This window comes from Rhizobium atlanticum, from assembly GCF_030182485.1.
In the GTDB taxonomy this organism is placed as follows: Bacteria; Pseudomonadota; Alphaproteobacteria; order Rhizobiales; family Rhizobiaceae; genus Rhizobium.
The window spans coordinates 31,689-54,130 of sequence record NZ_JAQJCJ010000016.1 but is presented as its reverse complement, the minus strand read 5'-3'; the positions used below and the strand labels follow the sequence as shown (position 1 = coordinate 54,130).

Annotated in this window: 12 protein-coding genes and 1 pseudogene; 4 read left to right on the top strand and 9 right to left on the bottom strand. The window is 62.9% G+C overall.

Features of this window, described 5'->3' with window-relative positions:
- Positions 1-3: 3 nt before the first annotated feature.
- From PH551_RS22330 to PH551_RS22315, 4 genes are all read right to left on the bottom strand, one after another.
- Positions 4-2,523: a heavy metal translocating P-type ATPase gene (locus PH551_RS22330; protein ID WP_285195034.1), complete on the bottom strand. Its 2,520-nt coding sequence runs from the start codon at positions 2,521-2,523 to the stop codon at positions 4-6.
- A gap of 159 nt (positions 2,524-2,682) precedes the next feature.
- Complete coding sequence (gene treY, locus PH551_RS22325; protein WP_285195031.1) at positions 2,683-5,292, bottom strand: malto-oligosyltrehalose synthase; 2,610 nt, start codon at positions 5,290-5,292, stop codon at positions 2,683-2,685.
- Between the two features lie 60 nt (positions 5,293-5,352).
- A complete protein-coding gene (pbpC, locus tag PH551_RS22320) occupies positions 5,353-7,434 on the bottom strand; it encodes a penicillin-binding protein 1C (protein ID WP_285195029.1) in 2,082 nt (693 codons plus the stop codon).
- Complete coding sequence (locus tag PH551_RS22315; protein ID WP_285195028.1) at positions 7,431-12,902, bottom strand: alpha-2-macroglobulin family protein; 5,472 nt, start codon at positions 12,900-12,902, stop codon at positions 7,431-7,433. The genes pbpC and PH551_RS22315 overlap by 4 nt, the downstream gene beginning before the upstream one ends.
- Positions 12,903-13,100: 198 nt before the next feature.
- Here PH551_RS22315 and msrA point away from each other — a divergent pair, with 198 nt between their 5' ends.
- Entirely contained in the window at positions 13,101-13,796 is a 696-nt protein-coding gene (msrA, locus tag PH551_RS22310; RefSeq protein ID WP_097598785.1) for a peptide-methionine (S)-S-oxide reductase MsrA, read from the top strand.
- A gap of 52 nt (positions 13,797-13,848) precedes the next feature.
- Here msrA and PH551_RS22305 read toward each other — a convergent pair.
- Positions 13,849-14,377 (bottom strand): annotated as a pseudogene (locus tag PH551_RS22305) (L,D-transpeptidase family protein).
- Positions 14,378-14,660: 283 nt separating this feature from the next.
- Here PH551_RS22305 and PH551_RS22300 point away from each other — a divergent pair.
- Positions 14,661-15,101, top strand: coding sequence for a response regulator (locus PH551_RS22300; RefSeq protein ID WP_183702176.1), 441 nt, complete (start codon positions 14,661-14,663; stop codon positions 15,099-15,101).
- 13 nt (positions 15,102-15,114) lie between these two features.
- On the opposite strand, the gene PH551_RS22295 is transcribed toward PH551_RS22300, so the two are convergent.
- A complete protein-coding gene (locus PH551_RS22295; RefSeq protein WP_285195025.1) occupies positions 15,115-15,819 on the bottom strand; it encodes a TetR/AcrR family transcriptional regulator in 705 nt (234 codons plus the stop codon).
- 250 nt (positions 15,820-16,069) lie between these two features.
- Here PH551_RS22295 and PH551_RS22290 point away from each other — a divergent pair, with 250 nt between their 5' ends.
- Both PH551_RS22290 and PH551_RS22285 read left to right on the top strand, forming a co-directional pair.
- Complete coding sequence (locus PH551_RS22290) at positions 16,070-17,269, top strand: multidrug effflux MFS transporter (RefSeq protein ID WP_285195024.1); 1,200 nt, start codon at positions 16,070-16,072, stop codon at positions 17,267-17,269.
- 130 nt (positions 17,270-17,399) lie between these two features.
- Positions 17,400-18,689 (top strand): MFS transporter, encoded by a 1,290-nt coding sequence (locus PH551_RS22285; protein ID WP_285195023.1) that lies wholly within the window; start codon positions 17,400-17,402, stop codon positions 18,687-18,689.
- Between the two features lie 14 nt (positions 18,690-18,703).
- Here the strand turns inward: PH551_RS22285 and PH551_RS22280 are convergent, their stop codons facing one another.
- The 3 genes from PH551_RS22280 to PH551_RS22270 all read right to left on the bottom strand — a co-directional run bounded on the left by PH551_RS22280 (position 18,704) and on the right by PH551_RS22270 (position 22,357).
- Positions 18,704-19,741: a LacI family DNA-binding transcriptional regulator gene (locus tag PH551_RS22280; protein WP_097598791.1), complete on the bottom strand. Its 1,038-nt coding sequence runs from the start codon at positions 19,739-19,741 to the stop codon at positions 18,704-18,706.
- A gap of 298 nt (positions 19,742-20,039) precedes the next feature.
- Positions 20,040-20,354, bottom strand: coding sequence for a hypothetical protein (locus PH551_RS22275; protein ID WP_285195021.1), 315 nt, complete (start codon positions 20,352-20,354; stop codon positions 20,040-20,042).
- 104 nt (positions 20,355-20,458) lie between these two features.
- A complete protein-coding gene (locus tag PH551_RS22270; protein ID WP_285195020.1) occupies positions 20,459-22,357 on the bottom strand; it encodes an ABC transporter ATP-binding protein in 1,899 nt (632 codons plus the stop codon).
- Positions 22,358-22,442: the final 85 nt, after the last annotated feature.

The window sequence follows — 22,442 nt, the reverse complement described above, 5'->3', positions numbered from 1 at the left end:
CTCCTATAATTTTGCAAAGCGCAGTCTCAGCGCATTAGCGATCACCGATACGGACGAAAGGCTCATCGCCGCCGCCGCGATCATCGGTGAGAGCAGCAAGCCGAAAACGGGATAGAGGATCCCGGCAGCGACCGGAACGCCGAGCGCGTTATAGCCGAAGGCGAAGCCGAGATTCTGGCGGATATTGCGCATCGTCGCCTCCGCCAGCCGCCGCGCCCTGACGATCCCGTTGAGATCGCCTTTGACCAAGGTAATGCCCGCGCTTTCCATTGCAACATCGGCGCCGGTGCCCATGGCGATGCCGACATCGGCTGTCGCAAGAGCCGGGGCGTCGTTGACGCCGTCGCCTGCCATGGCGATCACCGCGCCCTTGGCGCGCAGTTCCTCGATCAGCGCCTTCTTGCCTTCCGGCAGCACGTCGGCGCGGACCTCGTCGATGCCAAGGCTTTTCGCGACTGCCCGCGCTGTGCGCTCGTTGTCGCCGGTCGCCATGATGATCTTCAGCCCGCTGTCGTGCAGCGCCTTGATGGCAGCTGATGTCGTCGGCTTGATCCGGTCGGCGACGGCGACGAGACCGGCGAGCTTGCCGTCGAGGGTCACGAACATCACCGTCTTGCCATCGCCGCGCAGGGCTTCGGTCTTCTCCGACAGCGCCGACGGATCGACGCCGAGATCGGTGAGCAGCGCCGCGTTGCCGAGTGCCACCTTTCTACCGTCGGCTATGCCTTGGACCCCCTTGCCGGTCTTCGCCTCGAACCCGCTCACCTCCACGAAGGCGGCACCGCGCTCTTCGGCGCCGGCAACGATCGCCTCGGCCAGCGGATGCTCCGAGCCGCGTTCAAGGCTTGCGGCCAGCGACAGCAGCCGGTTCGCCTCGACGCCGCCTGCGGCGACGATGTCGGTGAGCACGGGCTTGCCTTCGGTCAGCGTGCCGGTCTTGTCGACAATCAGCGTGTCGACTTTGGAAAAGCGCTCCAGCGCTTCGGCGTCCTTGATCAGCACGCCTTCGCCAGCGCCGCGCCCCGTTGCGATCATGATCGACATCGGCGTCGCAAGCCCGAGTGCGCAAGGGCAGGCGATGATCAGAACGGCGACGGCGGCAAGCAGCGCGTTTGCCAGGCTCGGCTCCGGTCCGATCGCGGCCCAGGCGACGAAGGCAAGCATGGCTACGGCGACGACAGCGGGCACGAAGAAGGCCGACACCCGGTCGACCGTGCCCTGAATCGGCGCCCGCGAACGCTGCGCCTTGGCGACCATGTCGACGATACGAGACAGCACCGTGTCTGCGCCGACTTTCTCGGCCGACATGACGAGAGAGCCGTTCTTGTTGATCGTGCCGCCGGTCAGCCCGTCGCCCGTCGTCTTCTCGACGGGCAGGGGCTCGCCCGATATCATCGATTCGTCGACCGTCGACTGGCCCTCCAGGACGGAACCGTCCACCGGTACGCGCTCGCCGGGGCGCACGCGCAGCCAGTCGCCGGTCTGGATCTCCTCTACCGGCACGTCCCTCTCGTTGCCATCGGCATCAATGCGCCGCGCCGTCTTCGGCGCGAGATCGAGCAGCGCGCGGATCGCCGAGCCGGTCCGCTCGCGGGCCTTCAATTCCAGCACCTGCCCAACGAAGACCAGTGCGACGATGACGGCGGCCGCCTCGAAATAGACGGGCACGGTAGCGCCATGGCCGCGAAAGCTCATCGGGAAAATTCCGGGGACAAGTGTGGCGACGACGCTGTAGACATAGGCGGTGCCGACGCCGAGGCCGATCAGCGTCCACATGTTCGGGCTGCGATTGACGAGAGAGGCCCATGCGCGGCGGAAAAAGGGCAGGGCGGCCCACAGCACGACCGGCGTTGCGAGGGCTAGCTCAATATAGGTTGCCCGTGGTTCGCCGATCGCTTCGCGAAGCGGCAGGCCGAGCATCGGCCCCATGCCGAGCGCCAGCAGCGGCAGGGCAAGGCCGGCGCTGACCCAAAGCCGCCTGATGAAGTCGACAAGCTCCGGATTCGGTCCTTCATCGGCCGGAGGAATGCCCATGGGCTCCAGCGCCATGCCGCATTTCGGGCAATCGCCGGGCCGGTCACTGACGACTTCCGGATGCATCGGGCAGGTATAGAGCGTACCCTTCGGCGCCGGCTTTGCTGCCGGACGGGCGCCGTCGCGATAGGCCGACGGGTCGGCCTCGAATTTGGTTTGGCAAGCGGCCGAGCAGAAGTAGAATTTCTCGCCCTCGAATTTGACGAAGTATTTTGCCGTTGAACGATCAACGGTCATGCCGCAGACGGGATCCTTCGCCGTCAGATAATCCTGCGGCTGAACCGCAAACTTCGTCCGGCAACTCTCGGAGCAGAAATGATAGACACGACCCATTTGGTCGAACGAGGGTTTGCCGGCTTGCGGATCGACCGTCATGCCGCAGACGGGATCGCGGATGACCACTTCGGTCGCCTTCTCCTGATGATCATGACCGCAATGGCAGTGACCGTCGCCGTGGCGGTGGTGATGGTGGTCGTGCTTGGTATCCATGACTATCTCCTATGCCCGAAGGACAGTTGGAGAGGCTTATCCACCTTCCAGCAACTGGAAGGTCAAGCACTAAATTTAACGACGTCGATTTTATCGAAATCTGCCGCTTCGCGTGTCGCTGTGGTGGCATTGCCCGATTTCTCAGGTCCCGCCCGATCCTCAAATCGGGCTGATCAGACCGAGCGGCTGGCTCCCGAGCAGTGCGGCCACCGAAATGCTGCCTCCCGGCTCGATCGTTTTTCCGGTCACGAGATCCGCCTTCAACCCATGAAGAGGGGAGGGGACCGCGATCGCTGTATCTTCCCAGAACTCCGGGCCGGCAAAAAGAACGCCGGGATCGAGCCAGCCGAACATCAGCCGCGGGGCGACGGTGATCGCGAATTCGCTGTTGTGCACGCGGGCAAAGGCCAGCACGTGATCACGGCGGCTGCCAGTCGTCTTCAACGGCAGATAGTCACCCCGGGCAAAGAGAACCGGGTGCCGCTGGCGCAGCTGCAGGCCGATTGCGATGATGCGCTGCTTCAAGGCCGCCGCCTGAAGCTTGGCGATCGGTCCGGCTTCATTAAGCCAGGCGGCCAGCTGTGCATGATCGACCGGCCGGCGATTGTCGGGATCGACAAGACTGAAATCGAAGCCTTCCGCGCCTTGGTAAATGTCGGGAATTCCCGGCGCGGTCAGCTTGAGCAGCGTCTGCGAAAGGCTATTGACGTAGCCGGCCGCAATGAAGGGCTGCAGCACCCTTTCGAAATCTTCCAGAAAGGCGTCATTGTCCGGCGACACCAGCGCCGCCGCATAGGCTGTGATCGCCTCCTCGTAAGCGTCATCCTGTTCGGTCCAGTCGCTTCGCAATTTCGCCTCGCGCACCGCCTTGACCGCGTAGTCGGTGAAGCGCGCGCGAATGTCTTCCCTTTGTGCTCTGTCGAATTCCTCCGGCCAGACGCCGACGAGCGCCTGATACAGCATCCATTCGGTGTTCGTCTCCGGCGCTGCACCATCCGGCAGATACTTCAGCCACGGCCGGTTCATGTCGCGCCACCGCCCTACCGCCTGAGCAAAAACATCCGCACCCTCGCTCAAGACGTAGAGCCGCGCGCGTGCATCCTCGCCGCGTTTGGTGTCGTGAGTGGAGCTTGCCGAAAGCCCGTGCGGCTGCAGCCGCGCCCGCTCGGCCATGCGACGATGGAATCCTTCCGGCCCTTCGGGTGCCTTTCCGGGTTCGCCGCCGACCTCGTTTGCGGCAAGCAGCCTGTTATAGCGGTAGAAGAGCGTATCCTCTGTCGCCTTCGCCATGACAGGCCCGCTCAGCTGCTGGAAGCGGATCCGGAATTCGTGGGCCGCGTCACCGTCAATCTTGCCTTCGAGAAGCTTCAGCACGTGATCGAGCGCGCGCCGGTCGTCGAGACGCGGCATGACCTGCGATGCGGTCGCGGCAAGGACGGCCGAATCCTGCCAGCTCAGTGGACCGCCGTCGCCATAGGTGCGGTAGACGGGGAATGCGATCAGCAGCTCGCGCACGGCGGTGGCGATTTCTTCCCGGTTTATCTCGGGAAAGATCCCCGCTGCCATCGCGACCAGCCTGCTGGTCTCGCCGGCAAAATTGCGCTCGACCATCTGTCGTTTGGCTAGCCGCCGGCCCTCCTCGAGATCGCCCGCCTGGCCGGCGAGGCCGCGATAGGCACCGTCCAGTATCCGCAGGCCGTCGGCGTCGATGTAGAGCTCGCCGAGGGCGGCGATGAATTCATATCCGGTGGTGCCGGCAACCGGCCAGCTTTCCGGCAGGACCTCGCCCGCGCCGAGGATCTTTTCGACGACGATGTAGGTGTCGGTCCCGACAGCTGCCCTCAGCCTGTCGAGATAGGCCTTGGGTTCGGCAAGCCCGTCAACATGGTCGATGCGCAGGCCCTGCACCTTGCCATGGCGCACGAGTTCGAGCACCAGCCGATGCATGTCCTCGAATACCTGGGGATCCTCGACGCGGGTCCCGACCAGTCCGGTCACCTCGAAAAAGCGGCGGTAACTCAGATGCCGCGCCGCTTCCTTCCAATGCATCAGCCGCCAATGCTGCTCGTCGTGCAGGCTTCTCACGAAATCGCGATCGGACGAGACATCCTCGAGTTTCTCCCGAAGGACTGCCTGATCGCCGCCCTCGAAGAGGATGTCGCGCAATGCGCGGGCGAAGTCCTCGCCTGACGTCACGGCCGCGGCCTCGGCCATTCGGGTTGCGACCGGATTGTCGAGCCGATTTGCGACCGCGCCGTAGCTGCCGGGTTTGACCGGCAATAGCGTCTGAAAATATGCCAAGGCGAAGTTGCCGTGCATCTCGTCGCGCACGAGGCGCAGTTCGCCTGAAGCCAGCGCCTCTTCGAAATCCTGGCCGAGTTGCGGCAGGGTCAGCGGCTCGCCCCAGTCGATGTCGAAATGGCTGGCATAGGCGCTCTGTGGGCCGAAGGTCAGCACGTCCCGCCACCAGGCGTTGTCAGGCGAAGCGGCCATATGGTTCGGAACGATGTCGAGAACCAATCCCATGCCCGCCGAGGCGAGGCGCTCCGTCAGCCGGTCGAACCCCGCGCGGCCGCCAAGCGCCGGATCGATCTCATTGGCGTCGATGACGTCATAGCCGTGAGTCGAGCCGCTGACGGCGGTGAAGATCGGTGAGGCATAGAGATGGCTGATGCCGAGCGTCTTGAGATAGGGAACGAGGTCGCAGGCACGATCGAAAGTCATGCCGTTGCGGAACTGTATCCGGTAGGTCGCTTTCGGAAGAGTCATGAGGCCGTCTGACGTTGGAGGGAGACCTTTTCCAACGGTTGTCGGACTAATTTGGTTCCTTCAGTCGATGAAAACGCCGACACTTGCGGCGCGTCCGGCTGAATCGATGACGGTCAGTTTCGAATAGCCGCCGCCGTCGGGCAGCCATTGCTGAGTGCGACGGCGCGAGAGATCGGGTAAGGGCTTGCCGTTGGCAAGCCAGCGGAAGGGCGCACGGCCGCCCTGCAGCTTCAACAGCAGCGGCGACAGATCGCCCCCCTTCGCGCCGAGATCGATATGGGCGCCCTCGGGCGGATAGACGATCAGCGGCGCTGGCTCGCGGCCGGAAGCGACGAGCAGGCCACTGGCATTCAGCGCAAAACGCCGCTGGCTGATCGGCAGCTCCGACTGAGCGATGCGCACGGCGCCTGCCGGCGGGCGGGGCAGGGGCGTGGTGGCGATGCCGGATTTGGCGAAAGCCTCGAACAGGATCGGCGCGGCGGTGCCATAGCCGGTCAGACCGGGCACGGCGCTGTTATCGGGCCGTCCGACCCAGACGCCGAGCACATACCGGCCGTCATAGCCGACGGACCAGGCGTCGCGATAGCCGTAGCTCGTCCCGGTTTTATAGGCGATGCCGCGCTGCGGCGCGCCGGCGGGGGGAATGACGCCGGAGAGGATATCGGCGACGTTCCAGACCGCGACCGGTTCCAGCAGCGGTTCGCCGTCGAGCTTGCCCGGTGTGCCGGTGACACCGTCGCCGAGCCGTGCCGGCTGGCCGCGGTTGGCGAGCGCCGTGTAAAGCTGCACCAGATCCTTCAGCGTGATGCCGACGCCGCCGAGACCGATCGCCAGTCCGGGCGTCTCGTTCGGCGGCAGGACCGGGCGAACCTCGGCGCGACGGAAGCGCACCAGCAGCCGCGACGGCCCGACGGCGTCGAGCAGCTTGACGGCCGGCACGTTCAAGGAGAGCTGCAAGGCCTCGCGCACGGTGACATCGCCCTGATAGCTCATGTCGAAATTGCGCGGCCGGTAGCCGAAGAAATCGGCGGGCCGGTCTTCGATGATCGTCTCCTGGGAAACGAGGCCCTGCTCGAAGGCGAGCCCGTAGATGAAAGGCTTCAGCGTCGAGCCGGGCGAACGGTTGACGCGCGTCATGTCGATCCAGCCGGAGCGGCTGGCGTCGAAATAATCGGCCGAGCCGACCTCGCCGACGATCGCACCGGTCTGCGCATCCGCCATCACCATGGCGAGCGAAAGCTTCGGGCCGAGTTTCGTCGTCGCGGCGCGCGCGACGGATTCCAGCCCCTGCTGCACCTGCTTCTTCAACGTCGTCTGATGCTCGAGGACCAGAGGCTCCTTGCGCAATGCGGCTTCGCCGACATGGGCGGCAAGGGCAGGCAGTTGCAGGCGCCGCGATGGAATGGTGACCGTTTCGGCCCGTTCCGCCTCGCCGTCGCCGATGGCCTCGGACACTGCGACGCGGTCGAGCACGCGCTTGCGCGCCTCCTGCGCGGCATTGAGATTGCGGTCCGGCCGACGCCGTTCCGGCAATTGCGGCAGGGCGACCAGCAGCGCCGCCTCGGCCACTGTCAGGCGGCGCGGCTCCTTGCCGAAATAGGCAAGGCTTGCGGCGCGCACGCCCTCGAGGTTGCCGCCATAGGGCGCATGCGTCAGATAGAGGTCGAGGATCTCCTCCTTCGACAGCCGCCGTTCGATCTGCACGGCGCGTGCGAGCTGCAGAAGCTTTGCTGAAAACGAGCGTTCGGCGCGCGGCTCGATCAGCCGGGCCACCTGCATCGAAAGCGTCGAGGCGCCGGAGACGATGTGGCCGTTGCGGACGAACTGCAGGCTGGCGCGCCCGAGCGCCCAGATATCGATGCCGCGGTGATCGTAGAAACGCTGATCCTCATAGGCAACAAGCATGCGCAGAAATTGGGGATCGACGTCGGCGACCACAGTCTTCAGCCGCCAACGACCCTCCGGCGTCGCGAAAGCGCGCAACAGCTGCCCATCGGCATCCAGCACCTCGGGTGAAACCACAGCCGCCTTGTCGAGCGGCGGCGGAAAGGCGCGGTCGGCGGCGTCGAGCACGAGGAGAGCCCCGCCGGCAAGAAGGATGCCGGCGGCGGAGCCGATCGCGAGCTTGTGCCACAGCCTCATTTTTGCGCTGCTACGACCTCCATCTTGCCGGTCGCCGTGCGGGCCGAAAGCTCCGGCCGGTACATGTCCTCGACGCTTGCCGCCGGATGGTCGTAGGTCCCGGGGGTGACGGCGCGCACGACATAGGCGACGTTGAATTCACGCTCGTCGCCCGGCGCGCGGTTGAAGGCGGCGACAAAGCGGTCATAACGGAACTCGGTATGGGCGGCTGATATTTCGCCGATCCAGTCGAAATTCGTCATCTGGGCGCTGTCGACGAGATTCGGATTGTCGATCTCGAAGCCGGCCGGCAGAAGGTCGGTGATGACGATGCGCGATTGCCAGTCATTGGTCTCGCGCACGTGGATTACGACCACGTAGCGCTCGTTCTGCTTCGCCTCGCTGATATTGGCCCCCTCGCCGTCGAGCGTGTAATAGCTGCGCTCGATGAGGAAGCCGTCGCCGCCGGCCGGCAGCGGCACGGTGGGGGCGGCGACTGTGGTGACGACAGCGGAGACGGAGTCGTTCGTTTGGTTGGTCAGCGTCAGCGGATGATCGGCGAGCGCATCGCCGGTCATGCGTGCCATATAGGCGCCGCTGTGGGCGGCGCCATTGACATCGATCTTCAGACCGTCATCACCGCCCTGGAGGGCGCGCGCGGCAAGCAGCATCCAGGCCTCTTCCTGGGTGCTCTTATATTTGCTGCGGCCCCATTCCTTGCCAACGGCCTTGGCGAGATCCGGGATGACAGGCGGTACCGGCCGGCTTTCGGCGGCGAGCGCCAGGATCGCCGCACCGTCGCGCAGGATCGTGCCGTAATCGGTGCGCGACAGGTTGACGCGCGACACCATCGATTGCTGCGACATCTGCAGCGCGTCGATGAAAATATTCTTCGAACGCTGGGCGTCGCCATAAAGCGCCAGTGCGGCGGCGATATGCGCCTTGGCAAGCGGCGTCGGGAAGTCGTTGATCATCGTATCGGCATAATAACGCAGATCGCTGATCGCGGCCTTCTTGTTGCGGGCAAGAACATAGATGGCATAGGCGATCTGGTCGCCCTGACCCTTGATGTCTGTCGTGTAGGACAGCGTGTTCTGCAGGTTTTCGAGCGCCTGCACGAAGGCCTTTTCCGGCACGTCATATTTCATTTCGCGGGCCCGCGTCAGGAAATCGGTGACGTAGGAATCGAGCCAGACGTCGCCGGAATCCGGACCCCAGAGGCCGAAGCTGCCGGCGGAGGCCTGGTAGGAGAGCACACGATAGATCGCATCCTGCACTCGGCTGTGTACGTCCTCGTCGTTTTCGATGCCCGCCTGCTTCGCCACCTCGGCGAAATAGAGCAGCGGCAGCGCCCGGCTGGTGGTCTGCTCGGCGCAGCCGAAGGGGTAGCGGTCGAGCGTCATCAGCAGCGCCGGAATGTCGAAGGCCGCCGAACGGGTGACGTTGACGCTGATCGAGGCGCCGGGCAGCACGCTGTCGGCCAACAGGTTCTTGTCCACCGTCAGCTTGGCGCCCGGCTTCAGCGCCAGCACCCTGCGTTGGGTGATCGGCAGGGATGAGGGGCGCACCGGCACGTCGATGACCTGGTCGAGTGAAAGGCCGGAGGCGTCCGAAAGGTTGATCGAGACGCTGCCGGCGCCCGGCTGATTGCCGATGAGCGAAAGCGTCAGTTCGGATTTCCCCCCGGCTTCGAGGCGGATCGTCTGCGCGGCGGATGCTGCTTCGATGCCGACTGCGTCGTTGCCGGTCAGCTGCAGCTTGTAGTCGCCGGCCGGCGCATCGGTATTAGCGATGTCGAGGCGCAGATTGGCCTTGTCGCCGGGAGCGAGGAATTGCGGCAGGCTCGCCGTCACCACCACGGGATCGCGGATGATGACGTCCTTGACGCCGTGGCCGACGCCAGTCTTCGACCAGGCGACTGCCATGACGCGCGCCGTGCCGTTGAACTGCGGAATGTCGAAGGAGACCTTCGCCTTGCCCTCGGAGTCGAGCTTGACCGGGCCGGAGAAGAAGGCGACGAGCTTCTGCGTCGGCGGGCTTGCCTGCAGCGCAATGGCGCCACCGTCGCCGCCGCTCCTGAGCTTGCCGGTCGCGCCCAGCGAGCCGTCGATCAGCCTGCCATAGAGATCGCGGATCTCGAGACCGAGCTGACGCTGGCCGAAGTACCAGTCTTCGGGGTTCGGCGGTTCATAACGCGTCAGGTTGAGAATGCCGACATCGACGGCGGCAACCGTCACATAGGCATCCTCGTTGGCGCCGGCGCTGGTTACCTGCAGGCCGATATCAAGCGGCCCGCGCGGCAGCATCTTTTCCGGCGTATCGATCTTTACCGCAAGTGCACGCTGTTCGGGATCGACCTTCAGCCATTTTATGCCGATCGAGCGCATCGGCATGTGGTTGTCCTGCGCGTCGCCTGGGCGAAAGAGCGTCGCCGTGACATAGGCGCCGGCGCCCCAGTCTGCCGTGACTGGGATGTCGATCTCGCCGCCGGTCTCGCCGATCGTGGCGTTCTCTACGGCCACGAGCTTTTCGGTTCCGGCCGTCACCATCAGTTCGCCGCCATAGCGCGACGTGATTTTCAGCTTGGCTGTTTCGCCGATCTTGTAGCTGTCCTTGTCGAGGGCGATTTCCAGGCCATCCGGCGTTTCGGTCGAGGTCGAGGCGACGAACCAGCCGGCGTCGAATTCGACGCTGGACGTAGGGCCGTCGGCATCAGGGCTTTCCACTTCGAGGCGGTAGCGGCCCCAGGTTACCGGCACGGAAATCTTGCCGCCATCCATCGTCGCGTCGACGCTGCCGTTGGAAACCTGCTCGGCGGTATAGACCGGCTCGTATTTCCAGGCCGTCCCTTCGCGGTACCATTGGTATTCGCGGTTGAGGCTGTAGAACTTCCAGCGCAGGTCCTTCATCTCCTGCTTCTGTCCGTTAGCATCGACTCCAATCACCGTGAAATTGGCGATGGAATTCTCGGGCAACTCGTCGGAAAATTCCGGCTTGATACCGATCGAGGCGCGCTCGTTCTTAACCGGAAGGACAAGCGAGCGCTCGATGGCACGCCCGCCTGCTTCCTGCATGCGTATATAGACGGTGGCGTTGAGCAGCTGCGTCGTTGCCGGCAGGTCGCCGACGGTGAGGTCCGTCGAAGCTTCGCCGTTTTCGTCGAGTTCCGGCAGTCCTTCGATCGGTAGACGCGAATCCTCGTTCGCCTCCTCGTCGGCAAGCCCGAAGAGGTAGCCCTTATAGGCGGCGCTCTCACGCGTGGGCTTGACGACGACGTCGCCCTCGAGCGTCAGGCCGACGGCCGGCGCGCCATAGAGATACTTGCCTGAGATGGTGATGTTGGCCGGCGTATCCGGGCCGATCTCCTTGGCTTCGGTCTTGATCTCCATGTCGGTGCGATCGGGCACGAAGTCGTCGACGAGGAAACTTTTGCTGGCGATCGCGCTGCCCTTCGGATCGGTGTAGATGTTCATCGTCCAAGTGCCGCGCATGGCGTTTGCCTGGGTGGTGAAATCGACGGAATAACCGCCGAGATTGCTGGTCTGGCTGACGATCCGGCGGTCTTCGACGCCATCAGGGCGGCTGAAGATGAAGGTCAGCGGCAGGTTCTCGATGGCGTTGCCGTCGGTGTCGCGGGCAAGCGCCTGAGCGTGGACCGTTTCGCCGGCGCGGTAGATGCCGCGTTCGGTAAAGGTCAGCACGTCGATCGCGCCGGGTGAGGCGCGGCCGGTGACGCCGCGGTCGGAGAGATCGAAGCCGGCGCGCGTCATGTCGAGGAAGACGTAGTCCGAGGCGCCGTTTTTCGCGGTGATGACGGCGGGCGTCAGGGCCGCCGTGCCGCGGATGAGGCCGGCAGTGAAGGTGGCGCGGCCGTTTTCGTCGGTGGTGGCGGTGCCGAGCACTTCATTGTTCTTGGCAAGCAGCTGCAATTCGACGCCCGATATCGGCTTGGCCGAGGCGAGCGAACGGGTAAAGACATTGAGCCCGTCGGTGCCGGCATAGGTGGTGACGCCGATGTCGGAGACGAGGAACCATTGCGTCGCCTGCGAATCCCACTCCTGCGTCGGTCCATTCGGCGCCGTCGCCGTCATCACGTAGATGCCGGGCTTGCGCTCGGGCAGCGCCTCGTCGACGGGGAAGCTGGTGATGATGTCCTTGTTGAGCTCGTTGGCGATGTCGATCGAACCCTGCCAGACGAGTTCGCCGCTTTGATCCTCGATATTCTGGGCGCTGTAGCCGTCGAGCTGGCTCAGGAACTGCGAGTTGGTCAAGAGCGGCGCGATGGCGCGATCGCCGATACGGTAGAGCTTGAGATTGGCGGAAGTCAGGTTGACCGAAACGATCGGGATGCCGCGGCGCGCCGTCGAGGGCAGCACGAAGCTGTCGCCGGTGAAGCGCACCATCTGGCTGCGGTCCTTGATATAGACGTCGATGGTAACAGGTGCATCGAGCGTCTCGTCGACCGATGACGGCAGGCCGGTGCGGAAGGCGATCTTGTAGGTCTGGCCGTGCGTCAGGCCCTCGACGCAGATCTGCTTATCCTTGGTTTCGACCGCCTTTGGCGCCTCGCCGTTCAGCGTCACGAAGGGCGTGTAGTCGGTGGTCTTGATCAGCGCCTCCGAGAAGGTGACGCAGGCCCGCGGCGTGGCGCTGTCGGCGTCGACCGTGTGTTCGGTGATGCGGAAGCCCTGCGTCGATTTCAACTGCAGGTAAGCAGCCTGCACATCCTCGGAGGCAACCAGCGCCAGACTCGCTTTGTAGGCATCGAGCGCCGCGCGGTAATTTGCGTTTCGATCCAGGGCGTCGGCGAGGACGGCGAGCGCCTCCGCGCGCTTGGGCTTGGTGCGCGTCAGCTCGTAGCCGTTCAGCGCGTCGAGCACGGCCTGGCCTGATGTGTTGGTCTCGGCGCTACCGAGCGAAGCGGCGGCGCGGGCGGTTTCCAGCCAGAGATCGGCGTCGTCAGGGGTGATCGACAGCGCGCCATGGAAGGACTTCAGCGCGTCGGCCAGATTGTTGCCGGTGAGATCGATGCGGGCATTGGCCGTCAGGCTGTCGACGCCCTGGCCCTGCTGGTCGTCGGCAAGCGCGAGATTGTCCTTGAAGTCGTGAGCCTGCTGAATGAGGTCGTTGCTCAGGAAGGTCAGACGCGGCGCGGCGCCGAGATCCGGCTCCTGCTTGGCTGATGTCTCGACGATCTTGCCGGCGACGGCGCCGGGGAAGGCGTTCATCGTCTTGAAATCGGACTTCAGGAAGCACCATTTCACCTTGGGATTGTAGGTGAAGGCCTTGCAGCTCTTGTCGCCGATGCAGGAGGTCTTGCATTGATCGAGCGAGACGTTCTGTTCGGTGCGAAGATCGAAGCCGAAGAAATCGGCATCCTTGATCGTCTGGATGTCACGCTTGGTCTCCGCAGCGGCGGCTGGAAGACCGACGGCGATCGCGGAAAAAAATGCGATGGTGGCGAAAGCAAAGAACGAGCGCACGGACATAGGTTCCCCCCGGAATGCTGGCTCAGATCGGCGGCACTCTCCTCACTCCTCACGAGATTGTCAACTCAACTTGAGCGCTGTTTCGCCTTCAAGCACACGCTTTCATTTAGTTGTCACATCGGCGTGAGTGAACGTCTTGTGATTTGCCGCTTTTACAAGGATGAGCAAGGATTTGAGCGACCCTCAGGAGGTAGCGCGATGCCCATCTCTTCCAACCTTACCTCGCTCCTCGTCACTGTCGTCGTCTCGCTCGGCGCGGGCATGGCATGTGCCGCTGAGGAAGCGGTCGTCATTCCGCCGCCGACCATTGACGAAACCGCCGGGTCCGGTACCGAAACTGCCATTTTCGCCGGGGGATGTTTCTGGGGCGTCCAGGGCGTCTTTCAGCATGTGAAGGGCGTCGAGAGCGCCGTTTCCGGTTATGCCGGCGGCGAGGCTAAAACGGCACAGTACGAAACCGTCAGTACAGGTTCGACCGGTCACGCAGAGGCCGTCGAGGTGAGGTTCGATCCGAAGAAGGTGAGCTACGGCAGGTTGCTGCAGATCTTCTTCTCGGTGGCCCACAACCCGACGCAGCTGAATTTCCAGGGACCGGACCGGGGCACCCAATATCGCTCGGCGCTGTTCGTCACCGCTTCCGAGCAGCGAGAGGTGGCCGAGCGCTATATCGATCAGCTCGACAAGGCGCACGTCTTCCCGCAGCCGATCGTGACCAAGGTGTCCGAGGCCGCCGGCTTCTATCCCGCCGAGGCCTATCACCAGGATTTCCTGACGCGCAATCCGACCTATCCCTATATCGTCTACAACGACCTGCCGAAGATCGAGAATTTGAAGTCGCTGTTTCCCACCGACTACCGCAGCCAGCCGGTGCTCGTCGGGAAGACCAAGGGCTGATCTGAGCCTGCTCGGTTTCGGGGTCGATGCCGGTGAACCGGATCGCAGCCGCTTAAGGCATGATGTCGATGGGCGTATGATCGGGAACGCGAGCCCAAATATCGCGCATCTCCGCATCGGTCACCGCAATGCAGCCATCCGTCCAGTCCCACAGGAAATGGATCCCTCCGAGCATTGGGCAGCCCGTGGATCATGATGCTGCCGCCGGGCGGATAGCCATTGACTTCAGCCTCATGCTGCTCATTCGGATTCGGATAGGAAATGTGCAGGCTGAGATGCGCCACGGATTTCGGATTGCGCCAGTCTATCTCGTAGCGCCCTTCCGGTGTTTTCTCGTCGCCTTCGCGTTGCTTGGGACCCGCATCGGCAGCACTTCCAAGGGAAATCTGATAGGCCGAGATTGCAGCGTCGCCTCTGAAAAGGACCATGCGGCGTTCGGACTTGTAAACGCGAATGAGGTCGGCGCGTTGCTCCGGAGGTGCATCCGCGGGCGGCAAGCCCCAGCCGATCCTGACCATCACTTTGGTATAGGCGAACAGGCTGACGGCCACGATGAAAAGGACGATAAGTTTGGTTCGCAACGTGATCCTCAATCGCCCAAGCCGATGGAATAATCTGATCGCATCATTGCCCGCTCTCATCCAGAAGTAGGCAGGTAAAATTCAAATGATTAAGCGGCGGGTTTTGTTTTCGCGGCTTTCCTGTTAAGAATTTATAAACGTTAACAATATGTTAAGTGGCGAAAATCGCGTTCCACCACGGAACATATCGCCAGGTTCCCCGTTACGACAATGAGTTTCGGCAGGGACAGACTGCCGAAGCGGCTCCTTCTTTCGAAGTATATGCGTAACAAGAGGACGGATCATGGCCACCAATGTCGTGCGGCGCTACCAACAAGATGATCTCATGAAGCAGAGAGTGTTGATCGTCGAAGATGAATTCCTGATCGCGCTCGATCTCGGCGCGACGGTGGAAGGCATTGGCATGCAGGTTGCCGGCCTTGCGAATGACCGCGAACAGGCGCTGCGGCTGGCGCCGTCCTCCGATATCGCCTTCGTCGACGTCAATCTCGCCGATGGCCCGACCGGGCCTGAGCTTGGCAGGCGGCTGGCGGAAGAGCATGGTATCGCCGTCGTCTTCATGACGGGCAATCCCGAGACCGTCGCCGACGGCGTCAAGGGAGCGGTCGGCGTCGTCCAGAAGCCGGTGATGCCTTCGCTTGTCGAACAGCTGTTGAAATATCTTGCGGCGCGCCGTGTCGGCATGTTTGCGGTCGTGCCGGCGCAGATGACGGTTTTTAGCTGATCACAGGGTGTGATCAGCCTGGTATGGCCGCGAGCTGCGGCTCTCCGCCGGCTTTTTCGGCTTTCGGCCTGCCATAGGCCTTCAGAAAGGTCCGCACCGCATTGCGTGCCGCCTTTTCCAGTTCTTCGTTGCTGGGTGTGCCGCCGAACAGCGTCATCATCTGCAGGTCTGCATTGGCGAGCGCCACGAACTGCCGGGCGGCGACGTCGAAATCATCGATAGCCAGCGCCTGTTTGTGGGCAAGCCGGGCGAGAAGCGCGGCAAGCGCAGTAGTCAGTTTGCCCGGCCCCTGTTGGCGCCAGCTTTCGAAGAGGTGCGGATATCGCTCGCCTTCCGTCTGGACCAGTTTGCGCAGGAATTTTCCGTCATGATTGCAAATGCAATTTTTGTTGAGGCGCACGGCAAACGCCGTCAGACCGTCCTCCAGATTGTCGGCGCTGTCAGGAAAGGTCGACAGCACGGAAAAGAGCATGGCGTTGGCGCGGTTCATCACCTCTTCGACGACGGCGACGAAGAGCGTCTCCTTTTCACGGTAGTGATTGTAGATCGTCTGGCGGGACACACAAGCGACGGCGGCGATCTCGTCGATGCTGGCGGCTGCAAAACCCTGGCGGCAGAAGACATCGGCGGCGGCGTCGAGGATCGACATACGCTTGGCGCATTGTCCACGCTGCGTATGCCCCATCATCCGGACTGCCGATGTCATGCTATCTTTCATCGCGCGAAGATAAGACGTCTTGACGATTTAGACAATGGCGCCTAGTTTTACAGGCGTGTCCAAATTTATTGACACTCTTGAGTCCGCTGCTGGAGATCTCCCAACTTCATCTTCGCGCGAACGATCTCATTGACCACATCGCATCAGCGCGAAAATCGCACTGATTTTCGGAGAGCAGGATGCGTCGATTCCAAAGAGTGCGGAGCGACGAACCGGCGCCTCCGCTGTGCTTTTACGAAAGATCACCATTATGACGGCTTCCTTCTTTCGCATTGCCCTCATTCTCGGCCTGTTGTCGGCCATCGGTCCCTTTGCCATCGACATGTATCTGCCTGCGCTGCCCTCCATCGGCCAGGACCTGCATGCCGATAACAGCGTCACCCAGCTGACCCTGCTCGCTTTCTTCATCTCCTTTGCGCTTGCCCAGCTCGTCTACGGGCCGCTGTCGGACATGTGGGGCCGCAAGCTGCCGCTCTATCTCGGTATCGGTCTCTTCGCCGTCGCGTCGATCGGCTGCGCATTTGCGACCGATATCGAAACGCTGATCGCCTTCCGTTTCGTCCAGGGCATCGGCGGTGCCGCCGGCATGGTCATTCCGCGCGCCATCGTCCGCGACATGCACACCGGCGTCCAGGCCGCGCGGCTGATGTCGCTGCTGATGCTGGTCTTCTCGATCTCGCCGATCCTGGCGCCGCTGACCGGTAGCGCCGTCATCGAGCTCTCCGGCTGGCGCGGCGTATTCTGGGCCGTGACGGGTGCGGCGGTGATCGGCCTCCTCCTGCTTTCCACCCAGCTTGAGGAAACACGCCCGGGCGAGGAGCGAAACGGCAGCGGCCTCGGCAGCGCCATGAAGGCCTATCGCCTGCTGCTCGCCGATCGCAATTTCCTGACGCTGACCTTCATCGGCGGCCTCGGCATTTCGAGCTTCCTCGTTTATCTCGCCAACTCGCCCTTCGTGCTGATCCAGCATTACGGGCTGACGCCGACCGAGTACAGCTTCGCCTTCTCGATCAATGCCGTGTCCTTCTTCGCGGTATCGCAGGCGACGGGCTGGCTCGGGGAGCGTTTCGGCCTGGTGCGCGTCATGCGGATTGCCGTCAGCGCCTTTGCGCTGGCCATGATCGTCATGGCTGTGGTGATGGCTGCAGGCTTCAACCAGCTGCCTGTTATGGCGACCTTCCTGTTCATCGGCTACGGCTTCCTTGGCCTCGTCATTCCGACGAGTGCGGTGCTTGCGCTGGAGGATCACGGCGCGATCGCCGGCACTGCCTCGTCGCTGATGGGCACGCTGCATTTCGTCATCGCCGCCGTCGCCATGGTTATTTCGAGCCTGTTCTTCGACGGCACCGCCGTTCCGATGGCTGGCGGCATCGCGCTTTGCGCCTTCGCGGCCTTCGTGCTGACGCAGGCGACGATCGGCCGCCGCGCCGCCGTCGCCGCGGCCGAATAGCCGGAAAATGGCCCGCACCCGGCAGCGGGTGCGGCCCCCCCATCTTCCGGGAAAGTACAACGAGCGGTTGATTATCGGCGATCTGCGCTATCTACGCCTGACGATGCATTTGTGATACCGGAGGATGAGGATGGTCGACGAGAAGCGGCTGATTTCGAAAATCACCTGGAAGCTGATGCCGTTTCTCGGCATCCTCTATCTGATCGCCTATATCGACCGGCAGAACGTCAGCTTCGCCAAGTTGCAGATGGTCGATGCGCTCGGGCTGAGCGAATATGCCTATGGCCTTGGCGCTTCGCTCTTCTTCATCGGCTATTTTCTCTTCGAGGTCCCGAGCAATCTCTTCCTCGACAGGCTCGGCGCGCGGGTCTGGTTCGCGCGCATCCTGGTCTCCTGGGGGCTTGTCACCGTGGCGCTCGCCTTCACGCAGAACGCGACGATGTTTTATATCCTGCGGTTCCTGCTCGGTGTCTGCGAAGCCGGTTTCTTCCCTGGCGTCCTCTACCTCCTGACGCTCTGGTTCCCTTCGGCCTATCGCGGGCGGATGGTCGGGCTGTTCATGATCTTCAGCGCCATCGCCAATGCCGTCGGCGCACCGCTCGGCGGCGTGCTGCTTGATCTCGATGGCCTTTATGGCTTTGCGGGCTGGAAATGGGTCTTCCTGGCAACTGGCGTGCCGGCCGTCATTGCCGGCGTCGTCACCTTCTTCTATCTTCCCGGCCGGCCGGAGAGCGCAGGGTTTCTCAGCCGTGAGGAGAAGGAGTGGCTGCAACGCCGGCTCACTGCGGAAAATGCCGGCATGGGCGAAAATGCCGGAAACGGTTTCAAGGCGCTCGTCGATCCGCGCGTCCTGCTGATGGCGCTCTGCTATATCGCCTTTCCGCTGTCGGCCTATGGCCTCAGCTATTGGCTGCCGACCATCGTCCACGTTTTCGGCGTCAGCAACACGGTCAACGGCTTCCTCAACATCATCCCCTGGCTGCTGGTCGCCGTCTCGCTCTATGCCATTCCCGCCATGGCCGACAAGGCGCAATCGAAAACGCCCTATATCGTCATCCCGGCCTTCATCGGCGCTGCCTGCCTGCTGCTGTCGGCGCTGATCCCGAACCATACGGTGCAGTTCGCCTTCCTCTGCGTCGCCGCCGCCGGGATTTTCGCGCCCCAGCCGGTGTTCTGGAGCCTGCCCTCGCGTTTCCTGAAAGGGGCGGGTGCGGCGGCCGGCCTTGCCGCCATTAACTCGGTCGGAAACCTCGGCGGCTTTGTCGCCCAGAACGTCGTGCCCTGGATCAAGGACGAGAGCGGCAGCACGATCGCGCCAATGTTCTTCCTGGCCGGCTGCCTTGCTGTCGGCGCCCTGATGGTCTTCGTCGTCGCACATCAGCTGGCGAACCGGGAACAGTCGGTGCCGAGCCGGGCCTGAAATCGGCCTTGGTCTCAGCCCGCCAGCGTGAAAGCGTCGCTTTCGCCTGGAACAAGCTCCATCGGCCAGATCCTGTTGCGGGCTCCCTGGGGATAATGCTCGGCATAGGCCGGCATGGTGGCGAGCAGGGTTTCGCCGAGTTGGGCGCCGAGATCACGCAGCGACATGCGGAAGGAGGTCAGCGTCGGCTGCAGGAAATGGGTGCGCGGCTCTTCGCGGAAGCCGACGACAGCGAGGTCGCGACCCGGCACGATGCCGGCCTCGGCCAGCCGCCGGTACAGCCCGATCGCCATCAGTTCGTGGATCAGGATGATCGCGGTCGGCCGCTCTTCCAGCATCAGCAGTTCGTGGCCGGCCTGGTAGCCGCCTTGCTCGCTCGACTTTACACGGATGATGAGGGCGGGGTCGAAGGGAATGCCGTGGCGTTTCAACGCCTGACGGTAACTGTCGATAAAGATATAGCCGAGATTGATGTCGGAGGAGGGGGCAGCCACGGCAATCCGCCGGTGGCCCTTCGCAACGAGCCGGTCGACGCCGCGTGCCGCTACGCCCTCGAAATCCAGATCCATCCAGGTATAACTGCCGCCCGACGCGCTGCGGCCGAGCGCCACGAAGGGGATGCGGGCTTTTTCCAGAAGCTCGATGCGCCGGTCGGTGCGCCGCGTCGCCGAAATGATCAGCGCGTCGACCAGCCGGCGGGCCACCATGCGTTTCAGATATTCATGCGGATCCTCGTCGTCGGGACAGGGCAGCATGACCAGATCGAGCTTGTGGCGGGAAAAGACGCTCTGCAGCCCATCGGTAACGCCGAGGAAGAAGTCGTCGCTGTTTTCGACCGTCTCGCGACTCACCTCGAGCATCAGCCCGATGACATTGGTCATGCCCTGGCGCAGGCTGCGGCCCGACTGGTTGGCGACATAACCGAGCTCTTCGGCGGCGGCGAGCACGCGCCGGCGCGTGTCTTCATTAACGTCCGGCTTGCCGTTCAGCGCCCGGGACACCGTCCCGATCGAAATGTCGAGATGCTCGGCGAGCTGGCGAATTCCTTTCATCTGCAGCGATCTTCCTCCCTGACAACGCCGCGCGATCGAAACGCGCAAAGAACGAAACACCTCGATTGCCAAATCCTTCTTGCCACAGGACGGCGCCTGCGAAAAGCTAAGGCTTGAGGCTCTGTTGATGCTGGCTAAAGCGGGCGGTTGGGGAAGGGTGAGCGGCAGCCGGAAGACCGGGCTGATTCCCTGCCCGGATGTGGCCGATGTTGAGCAAAAAAATACCGAGGCTGCGGGACGCAACCTCGGCTGAAAGCAAACCGGCGGCGCTAACCGGCACCGTCGCAACAATTGGGGACTACTCGCAGACCCGCACGGTCTCGGTGTGGTAATAGCCGTCATAGCGGTTGCGCACATCGCGGTCCTCATACCAGCATCTCGGTTCGACATAGCGGGGGCTCTCGACATAACGCGGGCCCTCATCGACGTAGCGCGGGCTGCCATTGGCGAGTGCGCCGCCGATCAGGCCTCCGACGACACCTGCTGCGACGCCGCCGGCGATGATGCGGCCGGTGTTATCGTGATGGTGATGGTGATCGCGTGCGGCAGCAGGCTGAATAGCCGATCCAACAAGGGCCGTCGCGATCAACAAGCTGCTAATAATTCTCTTCATGACATTCTCCTCAGTGGCACTTGCCCCGGATAAGAGGGAAATGCGGCAGGAACGCGTTTGTTCGTTCAATCTTTACGACACGCGTTAATGCAAGTCATCCCCCGTCAGGTCGCCGATCCTTGAGCCGTCGTCTCTTCCAGCACGTCCTCGGGAATATCGTCGAACGAGGCGTAGTTAAGGTTATAGAGCCTGGAATAGAGCTTGCCGTTCTTCATCAGCTGGCGGTGGTCGCCGCTTTCGATGATTTCGCCGTTCTGCAACACAATGATGCGGTCGGCTTCGCGGATCGTCGCCAGGCGGTGGGCGATGACGAGCCCGGTGCGGTTTTCGAGCAGCTTCACCAGCGCCTTCTGGATCAGCATCTCGGTATAGCTGTCGATATTGGCCGTCGCCTCGTCGAGCACCAGGATCTTCGCATCCGCCACAAGGGCGCGGGCAAAGCTCAAAAGCTGGCGCTGGCCGAGGGAGAGATTGCCACCGCGCTCGCCGAGAACGCTGTTGTAGCCATCGGCCAGACGCATGATGAAATCATGCGCGCCGACAGCCCTGGCAGCCTCGATCACCTGCTCGTGGGTCGCATCTACCTTGTGATAGCGGATGTTTTCAAAGACGGTGCCGGTAAAGAGGAAGGGCTCCTGCAGCACCATGGCGATCTGTGCCCCGAGCGAATCCTGCGTCAGGTCACGCACATCGTGGCCGCCGACCAGCACCTGGCCCTGCTGCACGTCGTAGAAGCGATGGATCAGCGACATGCAGCTCGATTTGCCCGATCCCGTCGGACCCACAAGCGCCACCGTCTCGCCGGGATTGACCTTGAAGCTCACATGTTTCAGCACCGGATGCTTCGGATTGTAGCCGAAGACGACATCCTTGAATTCCACCGAACCGTCCATGTCGCGCGACAATGCCTTGGCGTCGGGTGCGTCCTTGATGTCAACAGGCACGTCGAGCACTTCGGTCAGGCGCTGGCCCGAGGCCATGGCGCGCTGCATCACCGAATATTGCAACGTCAGCGAACGGATGGGGTCGAAGAAGCGCTGGATATAAAACAGAAAGGCGACGAGCACGCCGACATCGAGCGCTTGGTTGAGAACGCGGGCGCCGCCGACGACGATGACGAGTGCCATCGCCACGCCGGTCAGGCTGTCGACGATCGGCACCATGACCTGGGCATAACGCGCCGCGGTCAGATGCGTCTTGAGATTGGCATGCGCCTTGTCGTCGTAGAGCATGAAGTTGACGCCCTGCCGGTCCATGCTCTGGACGGCGCGCACGCCGTGGATGGCTTCGGCGAGCGCGCCATTCGCAACCGAATTGGTCTCATGCGCGGCCATGAAGGACTTGCGGGCGAGCGGCAGCCAGAATAGCCGGACGATGAACAGCACCGGCAGCACGGAGAGGGTCAGCAGCCCCAGCTTGAAATCGAGATAGAGCATCACGAAGATGATGCCGAAGAGCAGCACGATGTCGCCGACTGACAGCACCGAGGTTTCGAGGAATTCCTGCATCGAGTTGACGTCGCCCTGCAGGCGCGACATCAGCCGACCTACCTCGGTCTTGTCCATGAAGGAGAGCGAGACGCGCTGGAGATGCGAAAACATCGCCTTGCGGATGTCGAAGAGCACCTCTTCCGCGACATTGCCGACCAGCGTCTCCTGGGCGTAGCTTGCCGCATAGTTGATCAGGATGGCGATGGCAAAGGCGGCGATCGCCCAGATCAGCGCCGCATGATTGCCGCCCGGCGACATGCCGTGGTCGATGGCGTAGCGGATGATCAGCGGAATCAGCAATTGCATCGTCGTGAAAGTCAACACCGCGACAACAGCCCAGAGGACCTGGGTACGGTAAGGGCGAACGAAAGCCCAGATCCGCTTGATGATATTGCCGTCGAAGGCCTTGCCGAACATTTCCTCCTCGACACGATGCGATCCGACAACCGCCCGCGGCGGGCGGCGTCCATCCTCGCGAACGTCAGGACGCTCAGTTTCCAGTTCCTCGGCCATGCCATTCCTCCCGCGGCCACCCGATCAGGTGGCCTGCACATTCACTGCGTGTTCCCTTCTCACCAGCGGGGAGAAGGTGCCCGAA